15 protein-coding genes are annotated in these 21,412 nt (G+C 57.0%); 9 read left to right on the top strand and 6 right to left on the bottom strand.

Annotation, left to right across the window (positions count from 1 at the left end; genetic code table 11):
- Window positions 1–215: 215 nt before the first annotated feature.
- A complete protein-coding gene (locus PW789_RS03640; RefSeq protein ID WP_299371395.1) occupies window positions 216–1,076 on the bottom strand; it encodes a helix-turn-helix transcriptional regulator in 861 nt (286 codons plus the stop codon).
- Here PW789_RS03640 and PW789_RS03635 point away from each other — a divergent pair.
- The 3 genes from PW789_RS03635 (at window position 1,042) to PW789_RS03625 (ending at window position 5,888) form a co-directional block, all read left to right on the top strand.
- Entirely contained in the window at window positions 1,042–2,403 is a 1,362-nt protein-coding gene (locus tag PW789_RS03635; protein ID WP_367182467.1) for a PepSY-associated TM helix domain-containing protein, read from the top strand. The two genes, PW789_RS03640 and PW789_RS03635, sit on opposite strands and share 35 nt — an antisense overlap.
- Window positions 2,400–2,600 (top strand): hypothetical protein, encoded by a 201-nt coding sequence (locus PW789_RS03630; RefSeq protein WP_299371392.1) that lies wholly within the window; start codon window positions 2,400–2,402, stop codon window positions 2,598–2,600. Before PW789_RS03635 ends, PW789_RS03630 begins: the two co-directional genes overlap by 4 nt.
- Window positions 2,601–2,684: 84 nt before the next feature.
- Window positions 2,685–5,888: a TonB-dependent receptor gene (locus PW789_RS03625; RefSeq protein WP_299371389.1), complete on the top strand. Its 3,204-nt coding sequence runs from the start codon at window positions 2,685–2,687 to the stop codon at window positions 5,886–5,888.
- Window positions 5,889–6,230: 342 nt separating this feature from the next.
- Here the strand turns inward: PW789_RS03625 and PW789_RS03620 are convergent, their stop codons facing one another.
- Both PW789_RS03620 and PW789_RS03615 read right to left on the bottom strand, forming a co-directional pair.
- Window positions 6,231–6,869: a DUF2306 domain-containing protein gene (locus PW789_RS03620; protein WP_299371386.1), complete on the bottom strand. Its 639-nt coding sequence runs from the start codon at window positions 6,867–6,869 to the stop codon at window positions 6,231–6,233.
- A 311-nt stretch (window positions 6,870–7,180) separates the two neighbouring features.
- Window positions 7,181–8,905, bottom strand: a complete 1,725-nt coding sequence (locus PW789_RS03615; protein ID WP_299371383.1) for a winged helix-turn-helix domain-containing protein — start codon at window positions 8,903–8,905, stop codon at window positions 7,181–7,183.
- 142 nt (window positions 8,906–9,047) lie between these two features.
- Here PW789_RS03615 and PW789_RS03610 point away from each other — a divergent pair, with 142 nt between their 5' ends.
- The 6 genes from PW789_RS03610 to PW789_RS03585 all read left to right on the top strand — a co-directional run bounded on the left by PW789_RS03610 (window position 9,048) and on the right by PW789_RS03585 (window position 16,113).
- Window positions 9,048–9,590 carry an SgcJ/EcaC family oxidoreductase gene (locus PW789_RS03610; protein ID WP_299371380.1) on the top strand — a complete coding sequence of 181 codons (543 nt, stop codon included), beginning with the start codon at window positions 9,048–9,050 and terminating at the stop codon, window positions 9,588–9,590.
- A 26-nt stretch (window positions 9,591–9,616) separates the two neighbouring features.
- A complete protein-coding gene (locus tag PW789_RS03605; protein WP_299371377.1) occupies window positions 9,617–9,952 on the top strand; it encodes a sulfatase/phosphatase domain-containing protein in 336 nt (111 codons plus the stop codon).
- A 962-nt stretch (window positions 9,953–10,914) separates the two neighbouring features.
- Window positions 10,915–11,202, top strand: a complete 288-nt coding sequence (locus PW789_RS03600) for a hypothetical protein (protein WP_299371375.1) — start codon at window positions 10,915–10,917, stop codon at window positions 11,200–11,202.
- Between the two features lie 77 nt (window positions 11,203–11,279).
- Window positions 11,280–11,405 carry an SDR family oxidoreductase gene (locus PW789_RS03595; protein ID WP_299371372.1) on the top strand — a complete coding sequence of 42 codons (126 nt, stop codon included), beginning with the start codon at window positions 11,280–11,282 and terminating at the stop codon, window positions 11,403–11,405.
- A gap of 25 nt (window positions 11,406–11,430) precedes the next feature.
- On the top strand, window positions 11,431–12,366 hold the full coding sequence (locus PW789_RS03590; protein WP_299371369.1) for a fatty acid desaturase: 936 nt from the start codon (window positions 11,431–11,433) through the stop codon (window positions 12,364–12,366).
- Between the two features lie 480 nt (window positions 12,367–12,846).
- Window positions 12,847–16,113: a TonB-dependent receptor gene (locus PW789_RS03585; RefSeq protein WP_299371366.1), complete on the top strand. Its 3,267-nt coding sequence runs from the start codon at window positions 12,847–12,849 to the stop codon at window positions 16,111–16,113.
- Between the two features lie 282 nt (window positions 16,114–16,395).
- Here the strand turns inward: PW789_RS03585 and PW789_RS03580 are convergent, their stop codons facing one another.
- From PW789_RS03580 to PW789_RS03570, 3 genes are all read right to left on the bottom strand, one after another.
- The gene (locus PW789_RS03580) at window positions 16,396–17,454 is read right to left on the bottom strand and encodes a 3-deoxy-7-phosphoheptulonate synthase (RefSeq protein ID WP_299371363.1); all 1,059 of its coding nucleotides are present in this window, start codon (window positions 17,452–17,454) and stop codon (window positions 16,396–16,398) included.
- 200 nt (window positions 17,455–17,654) lie between these two features.
- A complete protein-coding gene (locus PW789_RS03575) occupies window positions 17,655–18,584 on the bottom strand; it encodes a diguanylate cyclase (RefSeq protein ID WP_299371360.1) in 930 nt (309 codons plus the stop codon).
- On the bottom strand, window positions 18,584–21,340 hold the full coding sequence (locus PW789_RS03570) for a response regulator (protein ID WP_299371357.1): 2,757 nt from the start codon (window positions 21,338–21,340) through the stop codon (window positions 18,584–18,586). Before PW789_RS03570 ends, PW789_RS03575 begins: the two co-directional genes overlap by 1 nt.
- Window positions 21,341–21,412 lie beyond the last annotated feature (72 nt).

Raw genomic sequence — 21,412 nt, 5'->3', positions numbered from 1 at the left:
CCTGCATCAGACTTCAGATGCTATGCATTTTCGGGTGGCATTACTTCAATCCTGAGGTGACCCCCAGCTGTCGCGATAGTCGGTCTCGATGCCGGATCGTCCGATTAGGCTATCGAAGCCCGCTGGTCTATGCTCCTTGGATTGCGACACGCGCTACGCTCATCGGTCAATGCAGCTGAAGAAGCCTTGAGTGGCAGATTTCGCTTTTGCAGGATTCATGGTCGCTGCGTCTGGCGTGAATCCTGCGTTGCCTCGAAGTAACGGCTCGGCAGCTTGCCTGTGACCCGTTTGAACATGGCCGTAAAGCTCCATGCTGTCTCGTATCCAACGGCATCGGCAATCTCCGCGATCGGGCGGCCTTCCGCAAGTAGTGGCAGCGCGGCAAACGTCCGCAACTGGTCGCACCACATCTGGAACGACAAGTGCGTTTCGCGTTCCAGCAGACGCGTCAACGTGCGCGGCGAGACCTTCAGGCGTTTCGCCCATGTTTCCAGCGTGCTGCGGTCGTGCGGCGCCTTCGTCAAGCGGTCTTCCATCTTTTGCAGGCGAGGATCGCGCAGGGGCGGCAACTTCACGGGATCAAGCGCGGTCCAATCGATCTCACCAAGCATTACTTCCACGATGCGAGCGTCCTGACCATCTTCGTCATACTCGTGCGGCATCTCGATCACCCGCATGACCAGCGCATGCATCAATGCGGGGACGCTAAGCATCACGGGTTCCCGCGGGGCCTGCGCCGGGCAGGCATCTTCGCGGATGTAGATCGTCCGCATCTCGAGCTCGCCGATGCTTGACGTCTGGTGCGGATAGCGCGGTGGCAGCCAGACTGCTCGCTGCGGCGGAATAATCCAGCAGCCGGCGGCGCTCTGGATCTTCATGCTGCCGCTGGCAGCGTAGAGAAACTGCGCACGCGTATGGAAGTGCATGTATCCCGCATAGCCAGCCGGATAGTCCTTCGCCATGGCCGATACAGGCCGGGGCACCGTTTGCAGATATTCGTGATCGATGGATCGCTTCTTCATGACCGGATAGCCGTAGGCGATGGCCGCTTGCGCGGAGCATCGGCGACGTTTCATTCGCTATTCTAATCGGACCAAAGTAGTCGTATATAAAAATCCTACGGAAGTTCCCGAAAAGCGCTTTCTGACGGATCCCGATTCGACCGCCCAACCGCGCAAGCCAAGGGCGTGCACAGTTGGAAGACTGAGAGTGTTTCCCATGATGAGATCGCATTCAATCCGACCGCAAACGGTTCGCACGTGGTATCGCATCCACAAATGGTCCAGCCTTATCTGCACGGCATTCCTGCTTATTGCCTGCATCACGGGCCTGCCGCTCGTATTCTCTGAGCAGCTCGAAGCCATCTTGGAGCCCCACGTCGCTCCCGCGCAGGCGATGCCCGGAGCGTCCGTTGCCAACGTCGATGCTATGGTCGCAACCACGCAGGCGCGCTTTCCCTCGCTGCATCCCTACAACGTCTATTGGGACGACGATGAGCCGCGTGTCTTCGTCAACATGAGCCCCTCCGACCGTCCCAAGGACGGAGACATCAAGCAGGCCGTCTTCGATGTGCACACCGGCAAGCTTCTTGAACTGCCGCAGGACAAGTTCAGTATCCTCGGCTTCCTGCTGACGTTGCACAGCGAGCTCTTTCTTGGCTTGCCCGGGGAACTGATCATGGGCGCCATGGCCCTATCCTTCGTAATTTCGCTACTGTCGGGGGCACTTGTCTACGGGCCGTTTATGCGTAACCTGCGCTTTGGCACTTATCGCGCCAACGGCAAGCCCAGGACCCGCTGGTTTGACCTTCACAACCTGCTCGGGATCGTGACGCTCACGTGGGCGGTTGTTGTTGGAGCCACCGGCGTGATGAACGCGCTGTCAACGCCGCTCTTCGGCTTGTGGCGCGCGCAGGTCATGCCCGCAATCCTGGCACCCTACCAGGGCAAGCCGCAGCCAACGCACTTCTCGTCAGTCGACGCTGCCGTGCAAACGGTCGCAACCGCATTGCCGCAGATGAAGATCACCTCCGTGCTGTTTCCCAACAGCGTTTTTGGTAGCCCGCAGCATTACCTGGTCTGGACGGCTGGCAGAACGCCGCTCACGTCTCGCCTGATGACTCCTGTTCTTGTCGATGTGCAAACTGGCGCGCTGACTATCTCGCAAAGCCTGCCCTGGTATCTGCGACTACTCGAAGTCTCGCGGCCGCTCCACTTTGGTGACTACGGCGGACTACCGCTCCGCATTCTCTGGGCGCTCTTCGATATTGCATTGATCGTCGTCCTCAGTAGCGGCGTTTATCTCTGGCTCGTGCGCCGCAAGGCTCCGTTGGAGAAGGAGCTGAACCGGCTGGTAGCAGCAGACGAAAAGTCCGTGGCCCAGCAGATCGAGGTCGCACGATGAGCACAACGCTACCTTTTCGAAAAATCTACGCCGCGCCCTTCATCCTTGCCATCATCACGGCCTACGGTCTGCTCTCCGCGCTGCTGGGGGACGGTCTGTGGGATGCACTCTCCTGGATTGCGCTCGCCATTCCGATTGCGGTTCTCGCTATCTGCATCAGCCGCGGCAAGCAAGTCAGGGGTGCCATGACTCGATAGGCGCTGATAACCGCTAACCAGAGAAAACATAATTCGACGCGTCCGCATTCACCTGGCCGCATACCACGAAAGGCACGCACGCATATGTCTTACCGACCCATCTTTGCCTCTAATCGCAGCCGCTATCTCTGCTCCGTCGTCCTGCTCGGCCTCGCCATTCTTCCCGGCAGAGTTGCCCTCGCGCAGAGCGCCGCTGTCACCGGCTCAATATCGGATGCTTCGCACGCCATGCTGCCCAATGTCGCAGTCACGCTCACAAATCAAGACACGAGCGCCGCATTGCAGGCGAAGAGTAACAAGGCTGGCCTCTACAGTCTGCCCTTCGTGCAGCCCGGCACTTATACGCTCTCCGCCGATGCCAGCGGCTTCGCGCACTACGAGCAGACCAACATTACCTTTGCTGTCGGGCAGAAACTTAACCTCGATGTGCGTCTACAGGTCGGTGGCACGTCGCAGTCCGTCACCGTTGACGGGAACGGCATTGAGATCAACACCACTGACGCGACGGTCAGCACCGTCATCGACCGCCAGTTCGTCGAAAACATTCCGCTCAACGGTCGCAGCTTTCAATCGCTCATGACTGCAGTACCCGGCGTCTCCACCGTCGCCTCGCAGGGTGTAGGTACCAGTGGAGAAATCACCGTCAACGGCCAGCGCACCGAGGGCAATCAATTCACCGTCGACGGTGTCAGCGCCAACACCGGCGCACAGGGCTATCCCGCCGGTACCGGCGCAGGCTACTCCGGCTCGCTGCCCGGCGAGAGCATCTTGGGCACCACGCAAAGCCTCGTTTCGATCGACGCACTGCAGGAGTTTCGTGCCTCCACCTCCACCTACTCGGCCGAGTACGGCCGCACGCCAGGTGGCCAGTTCAGCTTCAACACACGATCTGGAACCAACAACTGGCATGGCTCCGTCTTCAACTACTTCCGCAACGACGCGCTCGACGCGAACAACTACTTCAATAAGCGCACCACGCCCATCACGCCCCGTCAGGTCGAACGCCAGAACGACTTCGGTGGCACCTTTGCCGGTCCCATCTCTGTACCGCACCTCTATAGCGGACGCGACAAAACCTTCTTCTTCTTTTCCTATGAAGGACTCCGCCTCCGCTCACCCGTAGCAGCCTTCACCATGGAAGTTCCTGACATCGCGCTGCGGCAGAACGCACCCGCCGTTCTCAAGCCCTTCATCAATGCCTTCCCGTTGCCCAACGGAGCAGAAAGCGGTGATGGCTACGGCCTTGCTTACTATACCGCTGGCTACTCAGCACCCAGTTCGCTCGATACGTATAGCATCCGCCTCGATCACCACTTCACCGACCGTTCCAGCGTCTTCGTGCGCTACAGCGATTCGCCCACCAGTTCCACCACCCGGGCCGGTGATTCCTTCAGCCCCAACCTCGCAGAGATCGACCCGCAAACCCTTCACGTCCGCACGATCACGGGCGGCAGCACCAATATGCTCACGCCGAGGCTCACCAGCGAACTCCGCGTCAACGGCACGTGGAATGACTATGCCGACAAGCCTGCCGTCGATAACTTCGGCGGAGCAACGCCCATGACACTCGCCACTAGTGGTGCGCCCGGCCTTACCGATAAGAGCTGGCTCTTCTTCTATCTCACAGGCCACGGCAACTACCCTGCCTTCCGACTCTATCCGCACTCCGCATCGCAGAACCAATTCAATATTGTGGAGAAGGTTAACCTCTCTTTTGGTCGCCATCAGTTCAAGGCCGGCATCGATTACCGGCGTCTCGCTACCAACAGCCCTATCGCCGACCTTTACGAGTCCGCAGGCTTCGACGACGCGGCACAGGTTCTTGCCAACAACGGCAACCCCGGAGTGACCCGTGCCACCCTACCCGCGCAACCCGTCTATAGCAACCTCTCCCTGTTCCTTCAGGATGAATGGAAGGTCAACCAGCGCCTCAGTCTTTCGCTCGGCCTCCGTTGGGACATGAATCCGCCCCCGCGCGATGCCGGTGGCAACCAGCCCTACGTGCTAGACCAGATCACTGATCTCGCCACGTCCAAACTGCTGCCGCATGGCTCTGACCTATGGCATACAACCCACGCAAACTTCGCACCACGTATCGGTCTCGCGTATCAGCTCCGACAATCACCTGGGCATGAGACCGTTCTGCGCGCTGGTTTTGGCCAGTTCTACGACACGGGCAATGCCCTCGCTTCTGCGGGCTATCAATATGGAGTCGGTATCACGCGTTCGGTGGACTACACTGCCACCGCTTTTCCGCTCTCGCAGGCTGTGCTCGATGCCGTTGCGCCACCCAGCACCAGTGCACCTTATAGCGGTGCAGTCTTCACCTACGATCCGAATCTCAAGCAGCCCTACACCCTGCAATGGAACGTTGCCGTAGAGCAAGCGATCGGCAGCCAGCAGACCCTTACCGTTAGCTACGTCGCCTCCTCGGGACAACATCTTTTGAGCCAGCTCGAGTACGACCCCAGCGCAGTCGGCAACCCCAACTTCACTCCGCGCTGGAATCTATACATCACCCAGAACGAGGGTGAAGCAAACTATCAGGCGCTCCAGGTGCAGTTCCAACGAAAGCTTTCACGCGGATTGCAGGTACTCGGCTCCTACACCTTCGCGCACTCCATCGATAACTCGACCAGCAACTTTACGCTCTCAGAACTCCTGCGTGCTTCGTCCGATTACGACATCCGGCATAACTTCCAACTTGCACTCACTTACGATCTGCCAACCTATGGTGGCAACGGCTTCAAATCCTACCTGCTCTCGCACTGGTCCACGGATCTGCGCACCACCGTGCGTTCCGCACTTCCCATTGATGTTTTCAGCGACTATGCCATCACCGACCTAACCGGCACCATGGTGAGCTATCACCCCAACCGTGTCGCAGATCAGCCGCTCTACATCCAGGGCAATAGTGCACCAGGTGGTCGCACCATCAACTTCAACGCCTATACCCCAGCCTACGCCGCCGACGGCACCACTCTTGTCGAAGGCAATGCAGGCCGCAACAGCGCGCGCGGCTTCGATGCCGTTCAGCAGGACATCGCACTCCGCCGCGACTTCCCATTCACCGAACGGATCGGTCTCCAGTTCCGGATGGAGGCGTTCAATCTTCTCAACCACGCCATCATGGGGAACGTGAATAACTACCTCTCATCAGGTTCCACCGGAGCCAGCCCCTTCGGCATCGCTATCAACACGCTCAACGGTCAGCTCGGTGGCCTCAACTCGCTCTACCAGACAGGCGGCCCACGCTCCCTGCAGGCATCGCTTAAAATCCACTTCTAAACTCTCGCAGTTGTTCGCGCAGCCGGGCGGGAAGCCGGAGGCTTACTTCCGAAAAGCATGTTTATAAGATGGTCCACTGCTTGATTCTTCCGAGTTGCCGGGAGAATCAGGCAGCTTTCTGAAAACGAGGGATCATCGCTATGCGGATACACTCGATTGGCATGAGCTCGGCAAGACTTTCTTTCGCCTTGTGGTGCTCGGAGTGCTCCAACGCGTCAGATATTCCATCGGGCTTCACCGACCTTTTTCTTAAATGAGGCGCACCAGGATGCACCCGGTGAGTTTCGAATGAGTACATCTTGCTGACCATCTGAAGTATTTATTGATTGACGAGGACAGCTGCTATGCAGAAGGTTGGGCGCGGCTGGTGGTGAGCTCGCGCCAATTGAAGAAAACATCGGAGAAGAATAAATAAGCGACGAAGAAGCCCATCAGGATCATGAAGAAGTGAGGATCGTCGAGGTGCGACCATGCCGGTATGGGGTTGGCAACGCGCGTGAAGACGAAGTTGAGCGTGAAGATATAAGAGCGGATCATCCACTGGCGATGCGCCTGGAGTTGGCGATTGCGCGCGGTCTGGTAGGCGGCGAAGGTGCAGGCCGCCCAGAGAAAACCGCCGACTCCGTTAGCGAGGTTTGGGGTGAGGAGATAGGCCGTGGGTGCGGCGACTGCAACGCAGATGACATAGACGCGGCCCATGATACGGTGGCGTTTGAGATGCCGCTGGCGAAAGCGCGTGGAGAAGAGGAATGGCCCCAGTGCCGTGGCGATCACTCCGGCGGTGGCGTGCGGAATGAGGATCAGCAGCTCGTGGAGCAGGCGCTGCCGCGCGTGGAGGGGATCTGAGCCGAGGAAGATGGGGTAGTCGGTGAAGGCGATGACAGAGAGACCCATGACGCCGAGGACGATCCAGAGGTAGTGATGCGGCCGCAGGCGGCGGCGCAGAGGAGCGCTTGTAGATGCTGTGGGAAGCGTGGACATGACAAGTGCCTTGGGATGGGGTGAGAGCCTGCGGAGAGTGTATCTTGTTTCCGCCCGTCTCAAAGAGATCCTCGACGCTTCGTTGTTGACGGTGGATAAGGAGCTCTACGCCAGTTCGAGAACGAAGATACCACCGGAAATCGTTCCTCAACAGATCGTGCACGGCTCGTCTTGCTCCGGGGAGGCGATGTGGATCTTGCACTCCAAAGATCAATACCTATGAGCGCACATTGCAGAAGTGTTCAATCGCTCCGCTGGACTCGATGAGTACCTCGACTTGTTGACGACAATGGTGAATCCCTCGAAGGAGGTTACAGATTTGGCAGGCCGGCGCGCATGAGAATGGGGCCAAAATGGCCCGAATTTCGCAGCGGCAGCCAGCGGGATTCGACAGCGAGGAAGATGAGGCGAAGATCGCGTTCCTCGAAGGCCTGATCGATGAGCTGAAGAGCTGCGGAATGGTTGCCAAGGCCAAGGTGAGCGAGGGCGAGGTGGACAGGCGAGGAGAAGGCCGAGATGCGCTGATGCTCCAGTGCTGCGAGGTCCGCGAGAGCGGCTTCGCGGTGTCCGGTACTTGCGAACGTGTAAGCGCGGAAGGCCAGAGGTTCGGTGTTGCCGGAGGAAAAGCTGAGAGCCTTGGAGAAGGACTCTATGGCAGCCTCCGGCTGTTCGAGCAAACCGAGGGCTTTGCCGCACATGAGGTGTGCAACCCAGAACTGCGGAACAAGCTCAAGAATACGGTCGAGGGGAGAGAGAGCCTGTTGGAACCTGCCTGCGTTATAGAGGAAGTGGCCGATATGGGTATTGACAATAGGGGAAAGTGGATCGAGATGCCGGGCGCGGTGGATGGTTGCGATGGCCTGGTCGTGCTGCTGCAGGATGGAGTGGACGTGGGCGAGGAACATGGGGCCATTGCTGTCGGAGGGATTGAGCAGTTCGATCTGTTGGAAATGATGGACAGCGAGTTGCCAGTTGCGCCAGTACCAGAATTGCACGAGTCCAAGCGCCATGTGGGCCTCAGGCTGCGCCTGAGAGCCGGTTTGAATAGCGAGCGCCTGTTCGGCGAATTGCTGAGCGAGAGGAAAACAGTCGGAGGGCCGGGCATTGGAGGTAATCGGTAGGATGGCGTAACAGGATGCAAGCCCTGCGTAAGCGGGGGCGCATGCGGGATCCAGGGTGAGGGCTTGTCGGAAGTATCCCATGGCGGCCTCTATGGTGGGACGTGTGCGTTGGACCCAGAGGTGACGAGCGCGGAGAAGAAGGTCGTGGACTTCAGGATTGAGTGCGGGTGAGGACGGAAGAGTATGGGTGAGCCTGGTTTGGACGGCGTGTGCGGTGGCGAGTGCGATCTCGGACTGAAGCTGGAAGAGATCAGTGAGATTTCGCTCGAAGGTCTGAGTCCAGAGAGCGGTGCTATCGGAAGCGCGGAGGAGCTTGACGGCAATACGAACACGGTTGTCGTTACGGCGAACGGAACCCTCGATGAGGTAATCGACGGCAAGGTCCCGGGCTATGGTTTCGATGGGGAGGCTGGTGCCTTTGAAGCGCATGACCGAGGTGCGAGCGATGATGCCGAGTCTGGCGCCGAATAGGCGAGCCATCGTGGCGATGAGTTCTTCGGTAAGGCCATCCGAGAAGTAGTCTTCAGCGGGATCGGGGTTGAGGTTGGCGAGAGGGAGGACCGCGAGGCGTTGAACCGTCTCAGGCACAGCCAGCAGCGTGGCCGACGCTGGAGGGAGGTTGAGCCGATAACCACGGCCGGAGACGGTGAGGACAAGGGTGTGGTCGCCGAGCGCGCGGCGGATTTTCTTAATGGCAGTGTAGAGCGCTGATTCTCCGTCGACATACACTCCTTCGCCCCAGACACGCGCGAGGGCCTCGTCATGAGTGACAAGAGCACCTTTGCGCTCGGCGAGAAGGAAGAGGAGCTCCAAGGGCTTTGGATCAAGACGAACGGGCGTGTCGCCGCGGCGGAGGGAGAAGGTATTGCGGTCGAGCTCGAAGTCGAGGAAGCGGATGCTTGCAGAGTCGGTCATCGGGATGCCTGATATTCCGCCGCGAAGCGGTCGATTTCAGGAAATGTACAGCCATTGGTCAGGACTTCTGTCGCAGCGGATCTCAGTATAGGTCTTGACGGTGAGACGACCGATCCGGGGTCGACCTCAAAAGGAGATGGCAATGAAACAGAAGGCGATATGGACGATGGCGATGGCAGCAGGAGTACTGACGATGACAATGGTGGGCATTGAGGGTTGTGGAAGTAATATCGTGAAGGCGCAGGAAGCGGATCCGACGGTGATGCTGATGGGTATCACAGCCGGATTAGAGACGGCGTGGAACCAGGGCGATGGAGCAGCGTATGCATCATATTTTACGGACGATGCGGACTTCATCAATATCCGTGGGGATATCTTTTCCGGAAGCAAACAGATTGCGCAGGTACACGGGATTATTCTCGCGGGGCCATTCAAGGGTAGCCATATCGCGATCACGATGAGGGCATTGAAGGTCCTGGCAGCGGACGTGGCAATGCTGGACACGGACCAGACAGTCACGGATTTCGCGGCTCTGCCGGCGGGTGTGGTGCCGACGGATAATGGAACATTGGTGACGCATTTTAAGTATGTAGCAGTAAAACAGACGGATGGAAGTTGGAAGCTAATCTCCGGGCAGAACACTTCGGAGCTGCCAGGGCGGACAATATTGCCACCAACTATTTAACGTGAGCAGCCAGTGAGTAGAGCAAATTGACGAGGCAACGGTATCAGCCCGAACAGTTGAGCGTGGCGGAATGGGTGCGTGACGAAATGGTGGTGGATGTCGATCTTGCTCCGGCCTTCCTGGATCTGGCAGGACTTCCTATACCAGCGCATATGCAAGAGCAAGAGTGTTTCCCCCTTGCAGAGCGCTCGAATCCGTCATTCCGCAAGGACACGTACTACGAGTACTACGAATGGCCAAACGATGAGGCGGTCAGGCCACATCGCGGCATACGATCTGAGCGGTACAAATACATCCATTACACGACGCATCCCGAAGAGGCTGGCTTGATCGGCCGCAAAGGCTCATTGTTGCGATTTTGAGATAGCCTCGCCAAAGGCTTCATCCAATTGCGAAGGCGTCCATCGCGTTTGGTCGATATCAAGTTTCGAGTTAGACGAACTGCAATGGCTGTAATGTCGTCATTGTCTTCTACGTCAAAGGCGTTTTTGACTGAAGCGTACTGTGCGTCAAGATCTTAACGCTCACGCGATTACTTATATATTGATTGACTATCCCTAAGTTGAAGTGAGGTATTTACCGCTCAGTCGATGTGCGATTTGATTCGATCTTCGATTCTTTTCCATTATCGTCATGTTCCATATTTGCAAAGATCCAGAATCATGCGACGTAATCAATTACGTAGCAAGGAGTATGGACAATGTTCAACACACATGTACTGACGAAGGAAGAGCAGGATCGGCATAATCGAGAAGAGCGCACCGCCTGGGAGAACAATATCGTTTGGATTTTTTGGGGATTTCTTGCAGTGTTCACATTGATCACTACGGCAGAATCAGCTATCGGGATTTCGCTTACTCGTTTCATCCATATCTAACGAGCCCTGTATGCCTACGAGTTTGAATGGGGCGGATGGAACGCGATTCCGAAATTTCTTGAGGAGATTAGGTAGTGTTTCAAATACAGCCTGGGCAACAAACCTATCGTGACCGTTCCGGCCAAACGACCCTTAACCTGCTTTGCCTCTTCAATTGCGAAGGTGGATGCATTTCCACTATTCAGCATCGATCGGCAGGTTCTCAAAGCACTACCCCCGGCGTTCGGATCTTAGTGGATCGCATTCTTCCACGATCCGATGCGGGGAGAGTCTGACACAGAACATTTACTGATGTGTGTAGCCTCGAGCGATAAGGCTATGGAATCGCGACGATGAACTCTTGCGATCGCTGCACGCGCATCAAAAGCGACATTCTTCACATCGAAAATAGGTCGTTGATTTGTGCAGGTATTCGTCCAGTCGTCCGCAAATCGAAAGAGAGATCCCGTGTCTGCATTGCAAGGTAAGAAAGTCGTCATCATAGGAGGAACTTCAGGCATCGGCAGGCGCGTGGCCGAATTTGCTCTGAATGCAGGAGCGGCCATCGTGATAAGAGGACGAAACCTCGAACATCTTACCGAGACGGTTGGCGCGCGCATGTGGTTTGGTGACATTCAAAACGCATTTCAGCAAAAGGTCTTCGACTCCATGCGAATCGCTCAACTCGCGGCACCCTATCTTACTGAGGGAAGCAGACTCACGTTCACTGGCGGCACAGGTGGAAGCCCCCCATAACGCGTCTGGCGCTTCCCCCCCTTCTGGCAGGAAGGACCAACAAACAACGCGAGGGCATCAAGACATATTTCAGCCAGTTGATTCCGTTAGGTCGTACGGCAACCGTCGATGAGGTGGCTGATGCCTATCTCTTTCTCATTCGTAACAGCTTCGTCACCGGCCAGCAGATCGCAGTCGATGGCGGCGTAACACTGGTTGGCTGAACTCATCACGCAAAGGAACTCCAGTATGTCTACACTCGCTCCGGTACCCAAAACATCGCACACAACAGATTCAAAACCCATAGTTCATGAGCCGATCATTGATTTGAGCAGGAACGCGCAGGATCATGGTTGGAACTGGGTCACGACGATCGCATTATCGGCCCTCCATATCGGTGCCGTGGTGGCGCTGTTCTTCTTCACCTGGAAAGCCTTTGCAGTGTTTTGTGTCACCTATGTTCTTGGTCTGTATGTAGGCATCGGCATGTGCTATCACCGCCTCCTGACGCATCGCGGCTATCGAGTGCCCCGCTGGCTTGAGCGGTGCTTCGCTGTGCTGGGCTGTCTTTCACTGCAGGGAGGCCCAATCTTCTGGGTTGCAACGCACCGAGTCCATCATCAACTCACCGATAAGCCCGGCGATCCGCACTCCCCCCATGATGGTGGCTGGTGGGCACACGTCGGCTGGATTCTTCGCGGTGATGCTTTGCACCATCACGAGGTGCTGCTCGAGCGCTACGCCCCCGACCTCGTTAGTCAACGCTTTTACCGCGTCCTCAGTCGTTTTCATTGGGTTCCGCTCGTGATTCTCGGGCTCGCGTTGCTCTGGTTTGGTGGCTGGCCCTCTGTTTTGTGGGGCATCTGTCTACGCGTGACGCTGAGCCAGCACTCTACGTGGCTTGTGAACTCCGTGACCCACATGTGGGGCAGTCGGAGGTTCTCTACCAAGGACGAATCACGCAATAACTTCCTGATCGCGCTCATCACAGGTGGCGAGGGCTGGCACAACAATCATCACGCTCATCCTGTTTCAGCACGTCATGGCCTCGCTTGGTACGAGTGGGATCCTAATTTTTACGGCATCTGGTTGCTGGAGAAACTTGGCCTCGCCACTCGCGTGAACCGTGCCCTTTTCGATTGGTCAGACCCGCGCCCTGCGCGCTCCGGCAGATACGTTCCCTAGTGTGTTCTTCAGGAGCGTACCGGGTGCAGCGTGGTTCTCTCTGATAGAGGTAGGTCTGGAGGGAGCAGTGCGGCCTACATTAGCACCCGACGGTAAGCTGGCCGGGGCACATGACGATCAAGCTGTCACCGCGATGGGACGATCCAAACCTGTGATGGAGCCGGCATGTCTTATACTGGGAGCAATACGGGATTCAGAGCTTGATACGAGAGCCGTTCCCTTTGTTTCTTCGGTCGCTTAGCGGCCTACCCGCTTCGGCGAACCATCACTTGCGAACAACTTTAATTGTGACGCTGACACTGATCGGCTGAACTGCGTCCAGATTCCCACAGGAGACTGGTAGCGGTAGCTTCGCCTGTTATGCGGTTGCACCCGTAACTTGCTCGGCTATAGACCCAATCTCTCCAATTAATGTTTCGCAATTCACGGATAAGTAACGGAATTTTCATATTTGACCTCCAGACTCAGCCCAGAGGCAAAATGAAACTACTACGTCTACTCGCTGTTATGGCCCTTGGTGTGTCTGCAAGCTTTGCGCAGACCACCACGACGAGAATCGCCGGCTATGTGACGGATCCGTCCGAGTCCGTTATCCCTGGTGCTGAAGTTACTGTCACCAATGAAAAGACGGGGAACACCCGCGCGACTACCACGAATCAGGACGGCTTGTTCACGTTCAATTCGCTCTCCCCATCGACCTATACGCTCCACATCAAGCAATCCGGCTTCGCTCCTCTTGAGAGCAAAGGGATCGATCTGCAGATTGGCCAGGAGTTGAGCAGGACCTTCAAGCTGGCGTTGGAGGGCAATCAGAGCTCGGTGAGTGTGGAGGCCGATGCAGTTACACTCGACACTTCGAATGCAAAGATCGGCGGCAATGTGAGTTCGCGGGAGATCGAAGATCTGCCAATCAACGGGCGGCAGATCTCGCAGCTCTACCTGCTTGTGCCGGGAGCGACGAACTCCGGCTCCGGTACCTTCGACAATATCCGCTTTTCAGGTCGTGCCGTGGAGCAGAACATCCTGCGTCTTGATGGCATCGAGGCTACCTCGATCATCGATACGTCACCGGGAAATCTGAATGGCGAGTTGACCTCAACCTTTCGCCTGCAGCAGTCGCTGGAGGCCGTGCAGGAGTTCCGCGTTGATTCGTCGAGCTATCCCGCCGAGATGGGAACGGGCACGGGCGGACAGATCAGCTTTGTCAGCAAGTCCGGCGGCAACAACTTTCACGGCTCTGCTTTTGAGTACGTCCGCAATGATCTGTTCGATGCAAGGAATACCTTCAACCTTCGCGGCAAGGGCAACCCAAAGTTCCGTCTGAACCAGTTTGGCGGGTCCATCGGTGGTCCCATCGTGAAGGATAAGCTGTTCTTCTTCGCGAACTATGAAGGATTGCGGCAGGTCTGGGCTGCTCCGTATACGCAGGCGACGCTATCGAACTATGCCCGCTCGCTGGTGCCGACGACCTCGGCAATCTATCCTCTGCTCGCTGCCTTCCCCTCCGATCCGAATCCCGCCGTTGCAGGTGTGCTGCAACAAAACGTAACCACGGTAGGCGCCAACCGCATCCAGGAAGACTTCGGTGCCGTCCGCTTCGACTATCACATCAACGATCGCTTCAGCCTTTATGCCCGCTACAACCGCGATCAGGGCGTATCGCAGCAGGTGCAGGACGCTTCACTCAGCAGGTTTGGCCAGGTAATGGTTCCGCAGAACGGTGTCCTCGCACTGAACCAGGTCTGGAGCTCACACATCTTCAACGAGACGAAGTTCGGTTTCAACGGAATCAAGATGCGCGTGCAGGGTATTCCTGGTCCGAGCCCGAATGCTGACCTTAGCCGTGCTCGCATCGCTGTCGCCGGACTCACCAATGTGGGCTCTCTTATCAGCCTCTCCAGCTCGTTCAACGGAGTTGGCGCGCCGTACACCGGCCAGACGTACTCTTTCATCGATAACTTCTCGCTGCTCAAGGGCAATCACAATATGAAGTTCGGTGCGGAGGTTCGCCCCATCGGTCTTTATAACAATCAGCTTGGGGGAACGACCTATACCTACAACTCCGTCAGCTCGTTCCTGACCAACGCCCCATCACAGATCCAGTTCTATGGGGACCTCAGCGATCAGAGTCCCTTCACCGGTCTCAGCGGGAATGCGCATGTCAAACAGGTCTATTACATCGGCTATGCGCAGGACGAGTGGAAGATCAAGCCAACGCTTACGCTGTCGTACGGCCTGCGTTACGAGTACTACTCGCCCCTGCATGAGACGCGTAACAAGGATGTCTTCTTCGACATGGCGGCGGGCACAATCTATCCCAAGTACTCCGGCGACTGGTACAACAGTAGCCGCACCAACTTCGGTCCTCGCCTTGCGCTCAGCTGGGCTCCCGCTGCCTTGAACGGCGACACCGTGATTCGCGTAGGTGGAGGTGTCTTCTACGGCCCCGGCCAGACGGAAGATCAGATTCAGCCCGAAGCGAATGATCGCGTTACCCGCACCTTCACCTCCGGAAAAGTCTATCCCATCGTGCCGGCGACCGATGTGTACGCGAACTACGATATCAATAGCCCGACGCTCGGCTACCAGCCGCGCGCGTATTCACCGAACTACCGCATCCCGGAGCGCGTCACGACGTATACGGTCTCCATTCAGCAGCGCCTGCCCGGCGATATGCAGCTGATGATTGGATATGTCGGATCATCGGGACGCAATCTCTTCCTGCGTTCGATCACGAACCTCATCACTGGCGTCACGCAGAACGCGACGACCGGAGCGGGAGCTGCAGTTCGCCAGTTCGGCAACCGTTTTGCGGAGATCGACTACAAGACCTCTGGCGGCAACGACCACTACAATGCGCTACAGACGCAGCTGCAGCGCCGCTTCAAGCATGGACTGTCGCTTGGCGCTCAGTTCACATGGGCCAAGGAACTTGGAACCTCCTCCGGCTCGAATGAGGCAACGACGGCCCAGGCTCCCCTCCAGATCTACGGCAACACTCCAGAGTATGGCCGTGGCATCTATGACATCCGTAGCAGTCTCAACGTCAACTTGCTCTACGATCTGCCCTTCGGTCGTGGACGTTCTCTCAGCCTCTCCGGTCCGATGGACCTGATCGCCGGTGGCTGGCAGATTGGCGGCATCACGAACTTCCGCAGCGGTCTTCCGATCGATGTGCTGATCACGCGTCCAGACCTGGCCTACATCGGCAATCCCGGGACGGCGATCGCTGGGCAGACCCTTGCTTCGCCGGTCGTTACAAATGGCGTGGTGCAGACGACGGCGATCGTCAACACTCCGGGAGGCGGCAACTCGCGCAATGTGCGACGCCCCAATGTCGTCCCCGGCGTCAACCCCTACCTGAAGAACGGATTCAGCTATTTGAATCCGGCAGCCTTCTCGACCCCGGCTCCCGGAACGTTCGGCAACTATCGCCGCAACGATCTCACGGGTCCGAATCTTGCGCAGCTGGACCTGACACTCTCCAAGCAGTTTCACTTCACGGAGCGCACGAATCTTGAGTTCCGCTCCGAGATCTACAACGTGATGAATCATCCCAACTATGCCAACCCTGGCAACGTTCGCCTCGCTCAGACATTGACCACTGGCGCAGCGAATCAGCCTGGGGCAGCATTCTCTCAGGGGACGGCCGGCTCATCCTTCGGTCAGCTCTCGTCCACTGTCGGCAACCAGGTTGGTATCGGCGCGAACCGCCAGATCCAACTGTCACTTCGAGCTATTTTCTGAGTGCTCAAACAATGGGCGGGCTACCGGAATGTTCCCGGTAGCCCGTTCTTGTATTTAATAGGCTGACAGGAACGACTCGCTGGAGTGCCTTCCTCGCTCTTGGCTTCGACTGTGCGCCTGCCTGGCCGTCCGGCAAATTTCCCCGGCGTCTCTCTTATTTAGAGCGCGGCGCCTCCAGCAAGAAAGGAATATCGTTCAGCGTAAAGCCAAGTGGAGTGGCGTTTCATGCATCGGCGGCTAGAGGGTACTTCTTGTGCTCGACGTATTTGGGCCTGGCGCCTGCTACTGCCCGCGACGCTTCCGCACCGTGGCCGCAAGCTCCCGTAGCAGCGTATGCGTCTCCGCCCAGTCGATGCAGGCATCCGTGATGCTCTGCCCGTACACCAGCGGTTGGCCTGGCACCAGCGTTTGCGCTCCCGCAACAAGATTGCTCTCGATCATTACTCCCATGATGTGCCGGTCGCCCGCTGCCACCTGCTCCGCCACCGCACGACATACCGTACCCTGCTTGCGATAATCCTTGCCGCTGTTCGCATGGCTGCAGTCCACCATGATCGTCTGCTTCACGCCCGTCTTCGCCATCTGTTCTGCCGTCGAAGCTACCGACTCCGCATCATAGTTTGTCACCCCGCGTCCGCCACGCAGAATCACATGGCACTCCGGATTGCCCGACGTCAGCAGAATAGCCGACTGTCCCATCTCCGTCGTCCCCAGGAACGTATGCGGATGGCTCGCCGACAGGATAGCCTCAATCGCAATCTGCACATTGCCCGACGTCCCGTTCTTGAACCCCACCGGGCACGACAGCCCCGATGCCAACTGGCGATGCACCTGGCTCTCCGTCGTTCTCGCCCCAATCGCGCCCCAGCTCACCAAATCCGACACATACTGCGGCGAGATCATGTCCAGAAACTCCGTCCCAGCCGGCACGCCCATCTCCGCCAGGTCCAGCAGCAGCCTCCGCGCAATGCGCAATCCGTCGCTGATGCGGAACGACTCGTCGAAGTAAGGATCGTTGATCAGACCCTTCCATCCCAGCGTCGTGCGCGGCTTCTCAAAGTACACCCGCATCACGATCATCAGGTCGCCCGAAAGTTCCGCGATGGCCTCCTTCAACAGACCCGCATACTCCCGCGCCGCCACAGGATCGTGGATCGAGCACGGACCCACCACGACGACGAGCCGGTCGTCCGACCCGTTGAGAATGTCGGTGATCTCGCGCCGCGCCTCAAAGACCGTGCGCGAAGCGTTCTCTGTGACCGGAAGCTCGTCCTCAAGAAACATCGGAGGAAGGACAACTTTGCTGGATTTAATGCGGAGGTTATTTGTGGGATATGTCATGGCAGCTTGAACAGGATACTAGGATATGCCCCGCAATGCTCTCCCGAACAGAGGCTTATATTCTTCCGATATCCGGAGCTATCTGGGCTAAGCAATCGATGCCTTCAACGAGTTGTTCCGACCCCATTGGAGGCCCGATCAGCCTTCAAGATTGCCATTTAGAATGGATTTAAAAAGCGCGTCCAGCCGGTCTGGCGATTTTATAAAACTGCCATTGACTCAGCAAAGACAACACAGTTTCTTCCTTGCTCCTTTGCACGATAGAGAGCTGCATCAGCATGCGCGAGCAGGCTTTTCAACGGCATATCGCCGTTGCCAGACTCATGCAGTATCGATCCGATGCTGATCGTGGCAGGGAGTTCGTGGTTTCGTGTTGCTATCGGCGTACGGGAGATTGCCTCGCGAATTACTTCGCACCGTCCCTCCATGGTGGAAGGGGAGCAATCGTTGATGACGATTAGAAATTCCTCCCCGCCGTAACGGCCGACGGCGCCCCCGAGGCCAACAGCTGTGTTGAGCCGCCTGGCAATCTCTTCAAGAACGGCATCGCCTGTGGGATGACCGTACGTGTCATTCATTCTCTTGAAGTGATCGACGTCGCACAGCATCAGAAGTGTGACGGTTTCTGCGTAGGCAGGTCTGCTGAGCGACTCATGCGCGAAGGCTAGGATGGCAGCACGATTCCTAAGCCCTGTAAGGGAGTCATACGTGGCCTTGTATCTCATCTGCTCGCGTGCTTCAACCAGCTTGTCCTGAAGCTCAAGGATTCTGCGTCCAGTCCGGAGCCGGGCTTTCAGTTCTGCTGGAGCACAGGGCTTGACCAGATAGTCATCCGCTCCTGATTCCAGGCCTGCCACAATATCCTCACTGTTTTGACGCGAGGTAAGGAGGATGATGTACACGTAAGAGGATTCCTGCTGAGCGGTACGAATCTTGCGGCAGAGATCTGGACCATCCAGCTCAGGCATCATCCAGTCAATCAATGCCAGTCGAGGGCCATCATCTTGAGCAAGGATTTCGGCCGCCTTCCGGCCATCCTCCGCAATAAGCACGTCGTATCCAAACTGGCGCAGCATACGTTGCATCAGAACTCGGCTTACTGGTTCATCTTCGGCAACGAGGATCTTCATCAGGCATTCTCGGGGCACAGCGAGTTCAGGACATGAGCTACTCGATCCAGTTCCGGTGACAATTCATCCAGGGTGGCTTGCGCATTCGAGATGTGCTGAGCCCGTCCAAGATCTTCGAGGGTACTTGCCAATTCTGATGCCTTTATTGCGGAGAGATTCGAAAGAACGCCCTTCAACATGTGACCCACGCGCTGCAATGCAGCGGCATCCTGCGTGTCCAGGGCTGCCTGGGCCATCTGAAGTTGCTTCGGATAGTCATTGCGAAAAATATCTGTCAGATCCGCAAGAAGCGAGCGGTCGTCATCGATGCGATCCAGCAACTGTGCGATATCCACTGAGCTGTTGTTCGAAAGCGGGGAAGTCTCCTCCTCGGCTGACTTGGCCTTTTGCGACACATAAAGCTCAAGAACCTCATCGAGTTCTTCCGGTCGGATCGGTTTGGAAAGATAGCCATCCATGCCAGCGGCTATGCAGCGCTCTCGGTCTCCATTCATCGCCAGTGCCGTCATGGCAACGACCGGCTGATGCTTGCCTGTCTTCTTTTCCATTTCGCGCAGAGCCAGCGTGGCTTCAAAGCCATCCATCTCGGGCATCTGCATATCCATCAACACCAGGTCATATCCATCATGCGCGAGAGTGTCTAGCGCCTCTCGTCCGTTGCCGACAACCGTCACGGTATGGTTTCGTTTCTCCAGCATGCGTGTGGCAAGCTTTTGATTCACTGGGTTGTCTTCTGCAAGCAGTATCTTCAACGTCTTTCCTCCGCTGGCCTGTTCGCGCAGCGTATATCTCGTGATCAGAGCGGGCATTTGCGCGGCTTCTCGTGCCATCAAAACGCCGGCAATCGCATCGCGCAACTCGGCCTGCCGGATAGGCTTCAGCAGGTAAGCGGCAATTCCAAGTTGTCCACAACGCTGAGCGTCACCCTGCTGGCCGCCTGAGGTCAGCATCATGATGGTGGACGATGCTGAACCGGAGATCTCCTTGAGCCTTTGTACGAAATCAAAGCCATCCATTCTTGGCATGTGCATGTCGGTCAGCACCAACTGAAAGGGTTCACCATGTGCTTGCGCTTCCGTGTACATGTCGAGTGCCTGAGGCCCGTCGGAAGCTGCAGCAGAGATCATCCCCCAGCGCATCAGCAGTCCTTCAAGAATGCGCCTATTCGTTCTGTTGTCGTCGAGGATCAGCACCTTCACGCCAACCAGGATGGAGGAGTTGGCGGGTGCTAGTGTCGCTGAGGCCTTTTGTTCTTGGGCGCGCCCTAGCCTGGAGGTGAAATGGAAGTTGGAGCCGCGTCCCAGGATGCTCTCCACCCAAATACGCCCTTTCATCATGTCCACGAGCCGGCGAGAAATCGTCAGACCAAGACCTGTGCCGCCAAACTCGCGCGTCGTCGAGGTATCCGCTTGGTTGAACGACTCAAAGATCGAATCGAGTTTCTCAGGTGTAATTCCAATACCTGTGTCGGTGACCGTAAATTGAAGATGGACCTGAGCGTCATCGATGGTGACGGGACGAACCTTCAACGCGATTTCGCCCTGTTCGGTGAACTTAACCGCATTCCCGATCAGGTTCAGAATGATCTGGCGCACACGTCCAGGATCGCCTGTGACCCATGTCGGAATCTCAGGAGAGACATCGCACAGCAGCTCGAGGCCCTTTTCGTCAGCGCGGAGCGCAACCGTCTTCAATGCATTTTCAATGCATTCGTATATGTCGAAATCGATGGACTCAAGATCGACCTTTCCGGCTTCGATCTTCGAGAAGTCAAGAATGTCGTTGATAACATTGAGAAGTGCATCAGCGGAGAGTTTGACCGTCTCTAGATAATCTCTCTGTTCGCGTGTGAGCTCGGTCTCAAGCGCCAGATCCGTCATCCCGATGATGCCGTTCAGCGGGGTGCGAATCTCATGGCTCATGTTGGCGAGGAATTCGCTCTTGGCGCGATTGCTGTTCTCGGCTGTCTGGGCGCGTTCTTTTTCAATGTCGAGGTTGTAGCGCTGCTCAATGAGACGGCGGTCCATCATCGCCGAGATATAGACGAAGCCCAGCACGAAGATCGTGACCAGGCCGATAGCAGCCAGGCCCAGGTAGGATATCGCGATGGCGTGATGAAGCGAACTCTGTTCGAGCGGCATCGGCATGAAGGTGACAGCTGCCATTCCGGCATAGTGCATCACCGGGATAGCCAGTCCCATGATCACCGTGCAGGTGAGCTTTCGGATGCTGAATGAGGTCTTCTGATCGCGCGTGGAAAAAGTCAGTCTGAGAGCAACGAACGAGATGACAATGGCAAGCACGATCGAGAGTACGAGAATGCGCTTATCGTAGTGATGCATCGCGGGAAGGCGCATGGCCGCCATTCCGATGTAATGCATGCTGCTGATCCCAAGACCCATCAGCAGGCTTCCCGCGCCTGCCGCGGCGAGGCTCATGCTCTTGCGACTCACGACAAACAATGCGGCGGCAGACGCCAGGACAGCTGCCAGCATGGATAGCAGTACGGTTGGCCAGTCATAGAGGACAGGCACAGGCAGCCGAAAGGCTTCCATACCGACGTAATGCATCGACCAAATGCCAAAGCCAAGTGCGAATGCGCCGCCGCATAACCATGTCGTGCGTGAAGAGCCCGAAGATGCTGTGATCCGCCCTCCCAGATCGAGAGCAGCATAGGCAGCAAGGATGGCAATGACGATGGAGGCGATGACGAGACGATAGTCGTAAGTTCCGGTAAGTGCGCCGATATGATCCATGAAGGTCTCTAGGAAACACTTCAAACGCTACGCCGGTTTTGAGCGGTAGAATCTAGCACTATTGTGGAATGG

The organism is Edaphobacter sp. (genome assembly GCF_028283685.1).
Classification (GTDB): Bacteria; Acidobacteriota; Terriglobia; order Terriglobales; family Acidobacteriaceae; genus Edaphobacter.
This window is presented reverse-complemented; position numbering and strand designations above follow the sequence as displayed.

Excerpts from the sequence above, each read along its gene's own strand:
- PW789_RS03635 (WP_367182467.1), top strand. The coding sequence starts at position 1,042 with ATGGCCGCTTGCGCGGAGCATCGGCGACGTTTCATTCGCTATTCTAAT.
- PW789_RS03640 (WP_299371395.1), bottom strand. The coding sequence starts at position 1,076 with ATGAAACGTCGCCGATGCTCCGCGCAAGCGGCCATCGCCTACGGCTAT.
- PW789_RS03630 (WP_299371392.1), top strand. The coding sequence starts at position 2,400 with ATGAGCACAACGCTACCTTTTCGAAAAATCTACGCCGCGCCCTTCATC.
- PW789_RS03625 (WP_299371389.1), top strand. The coding sequence starts at position 2,685 with ATGTCTTACCGACCCATCTTTGCCTCTAATCGCAGCCGCTATCTCTGC.
- PW789_RS03620 (WP_299371386.1), bottom strand. The coding sequence starts at position 6,869 with ATGTCCACGCTTCCCACAGCATCTACAAGCGCTCCTCTGCGCCGCCGC.
- PW789_RS03615 (WP_299371383.1), bottom strand. The coding sequence starts at position 8,905 with ATGACCGACTCTGCAAGCATCCGCTTCCTCGACTTCGAGCTCGACCGC.
- PW789_RS03610 (WP_299371380.1), top strand. The coding sequence starts at position 9,048 with ATGAAACAGAAGGCGATATGGACGATGGCGATGGCAGCAGGAGTACTG.
- PW789_RS03590 (WP_299371369.1), top strand. The coding sequence starts at position 11,431 with ATGTCTACACTCGCTCCGGTACCCAAAACATCGCACACAACAGATTCA.
- PW789_RS03585 (WP_299371366.1), top strand. The coding sequence starts at position 12,847 with ATGAAACTACTACGTCTACTCGCTGTTATGGCCCTTGGTGTGTCTGCA.
- PW789_RS03580 (WP_299371363.1), bottom strand. The coding sequence starts at position 17,454 with ATGACATATCCCACAAATAACCTCCGCATTAAATCCAGCAAAGTTGTC.
- PW789_RS03575 (WP_299371360.1), bottom strand. The coding sequence starts at position 18,584 with ATGAAGATCCTCGTTGCCGAAGATGAACCAGTAAGCCGAGTTCTGATG.
- PW789_RS03570 (WP_299371357.1), bottom strand. The coding sequence starts at position 21,340 with ATGGATCATATCGGCGCACTTACCGGAACTTACGACTATCGTCTCGTC.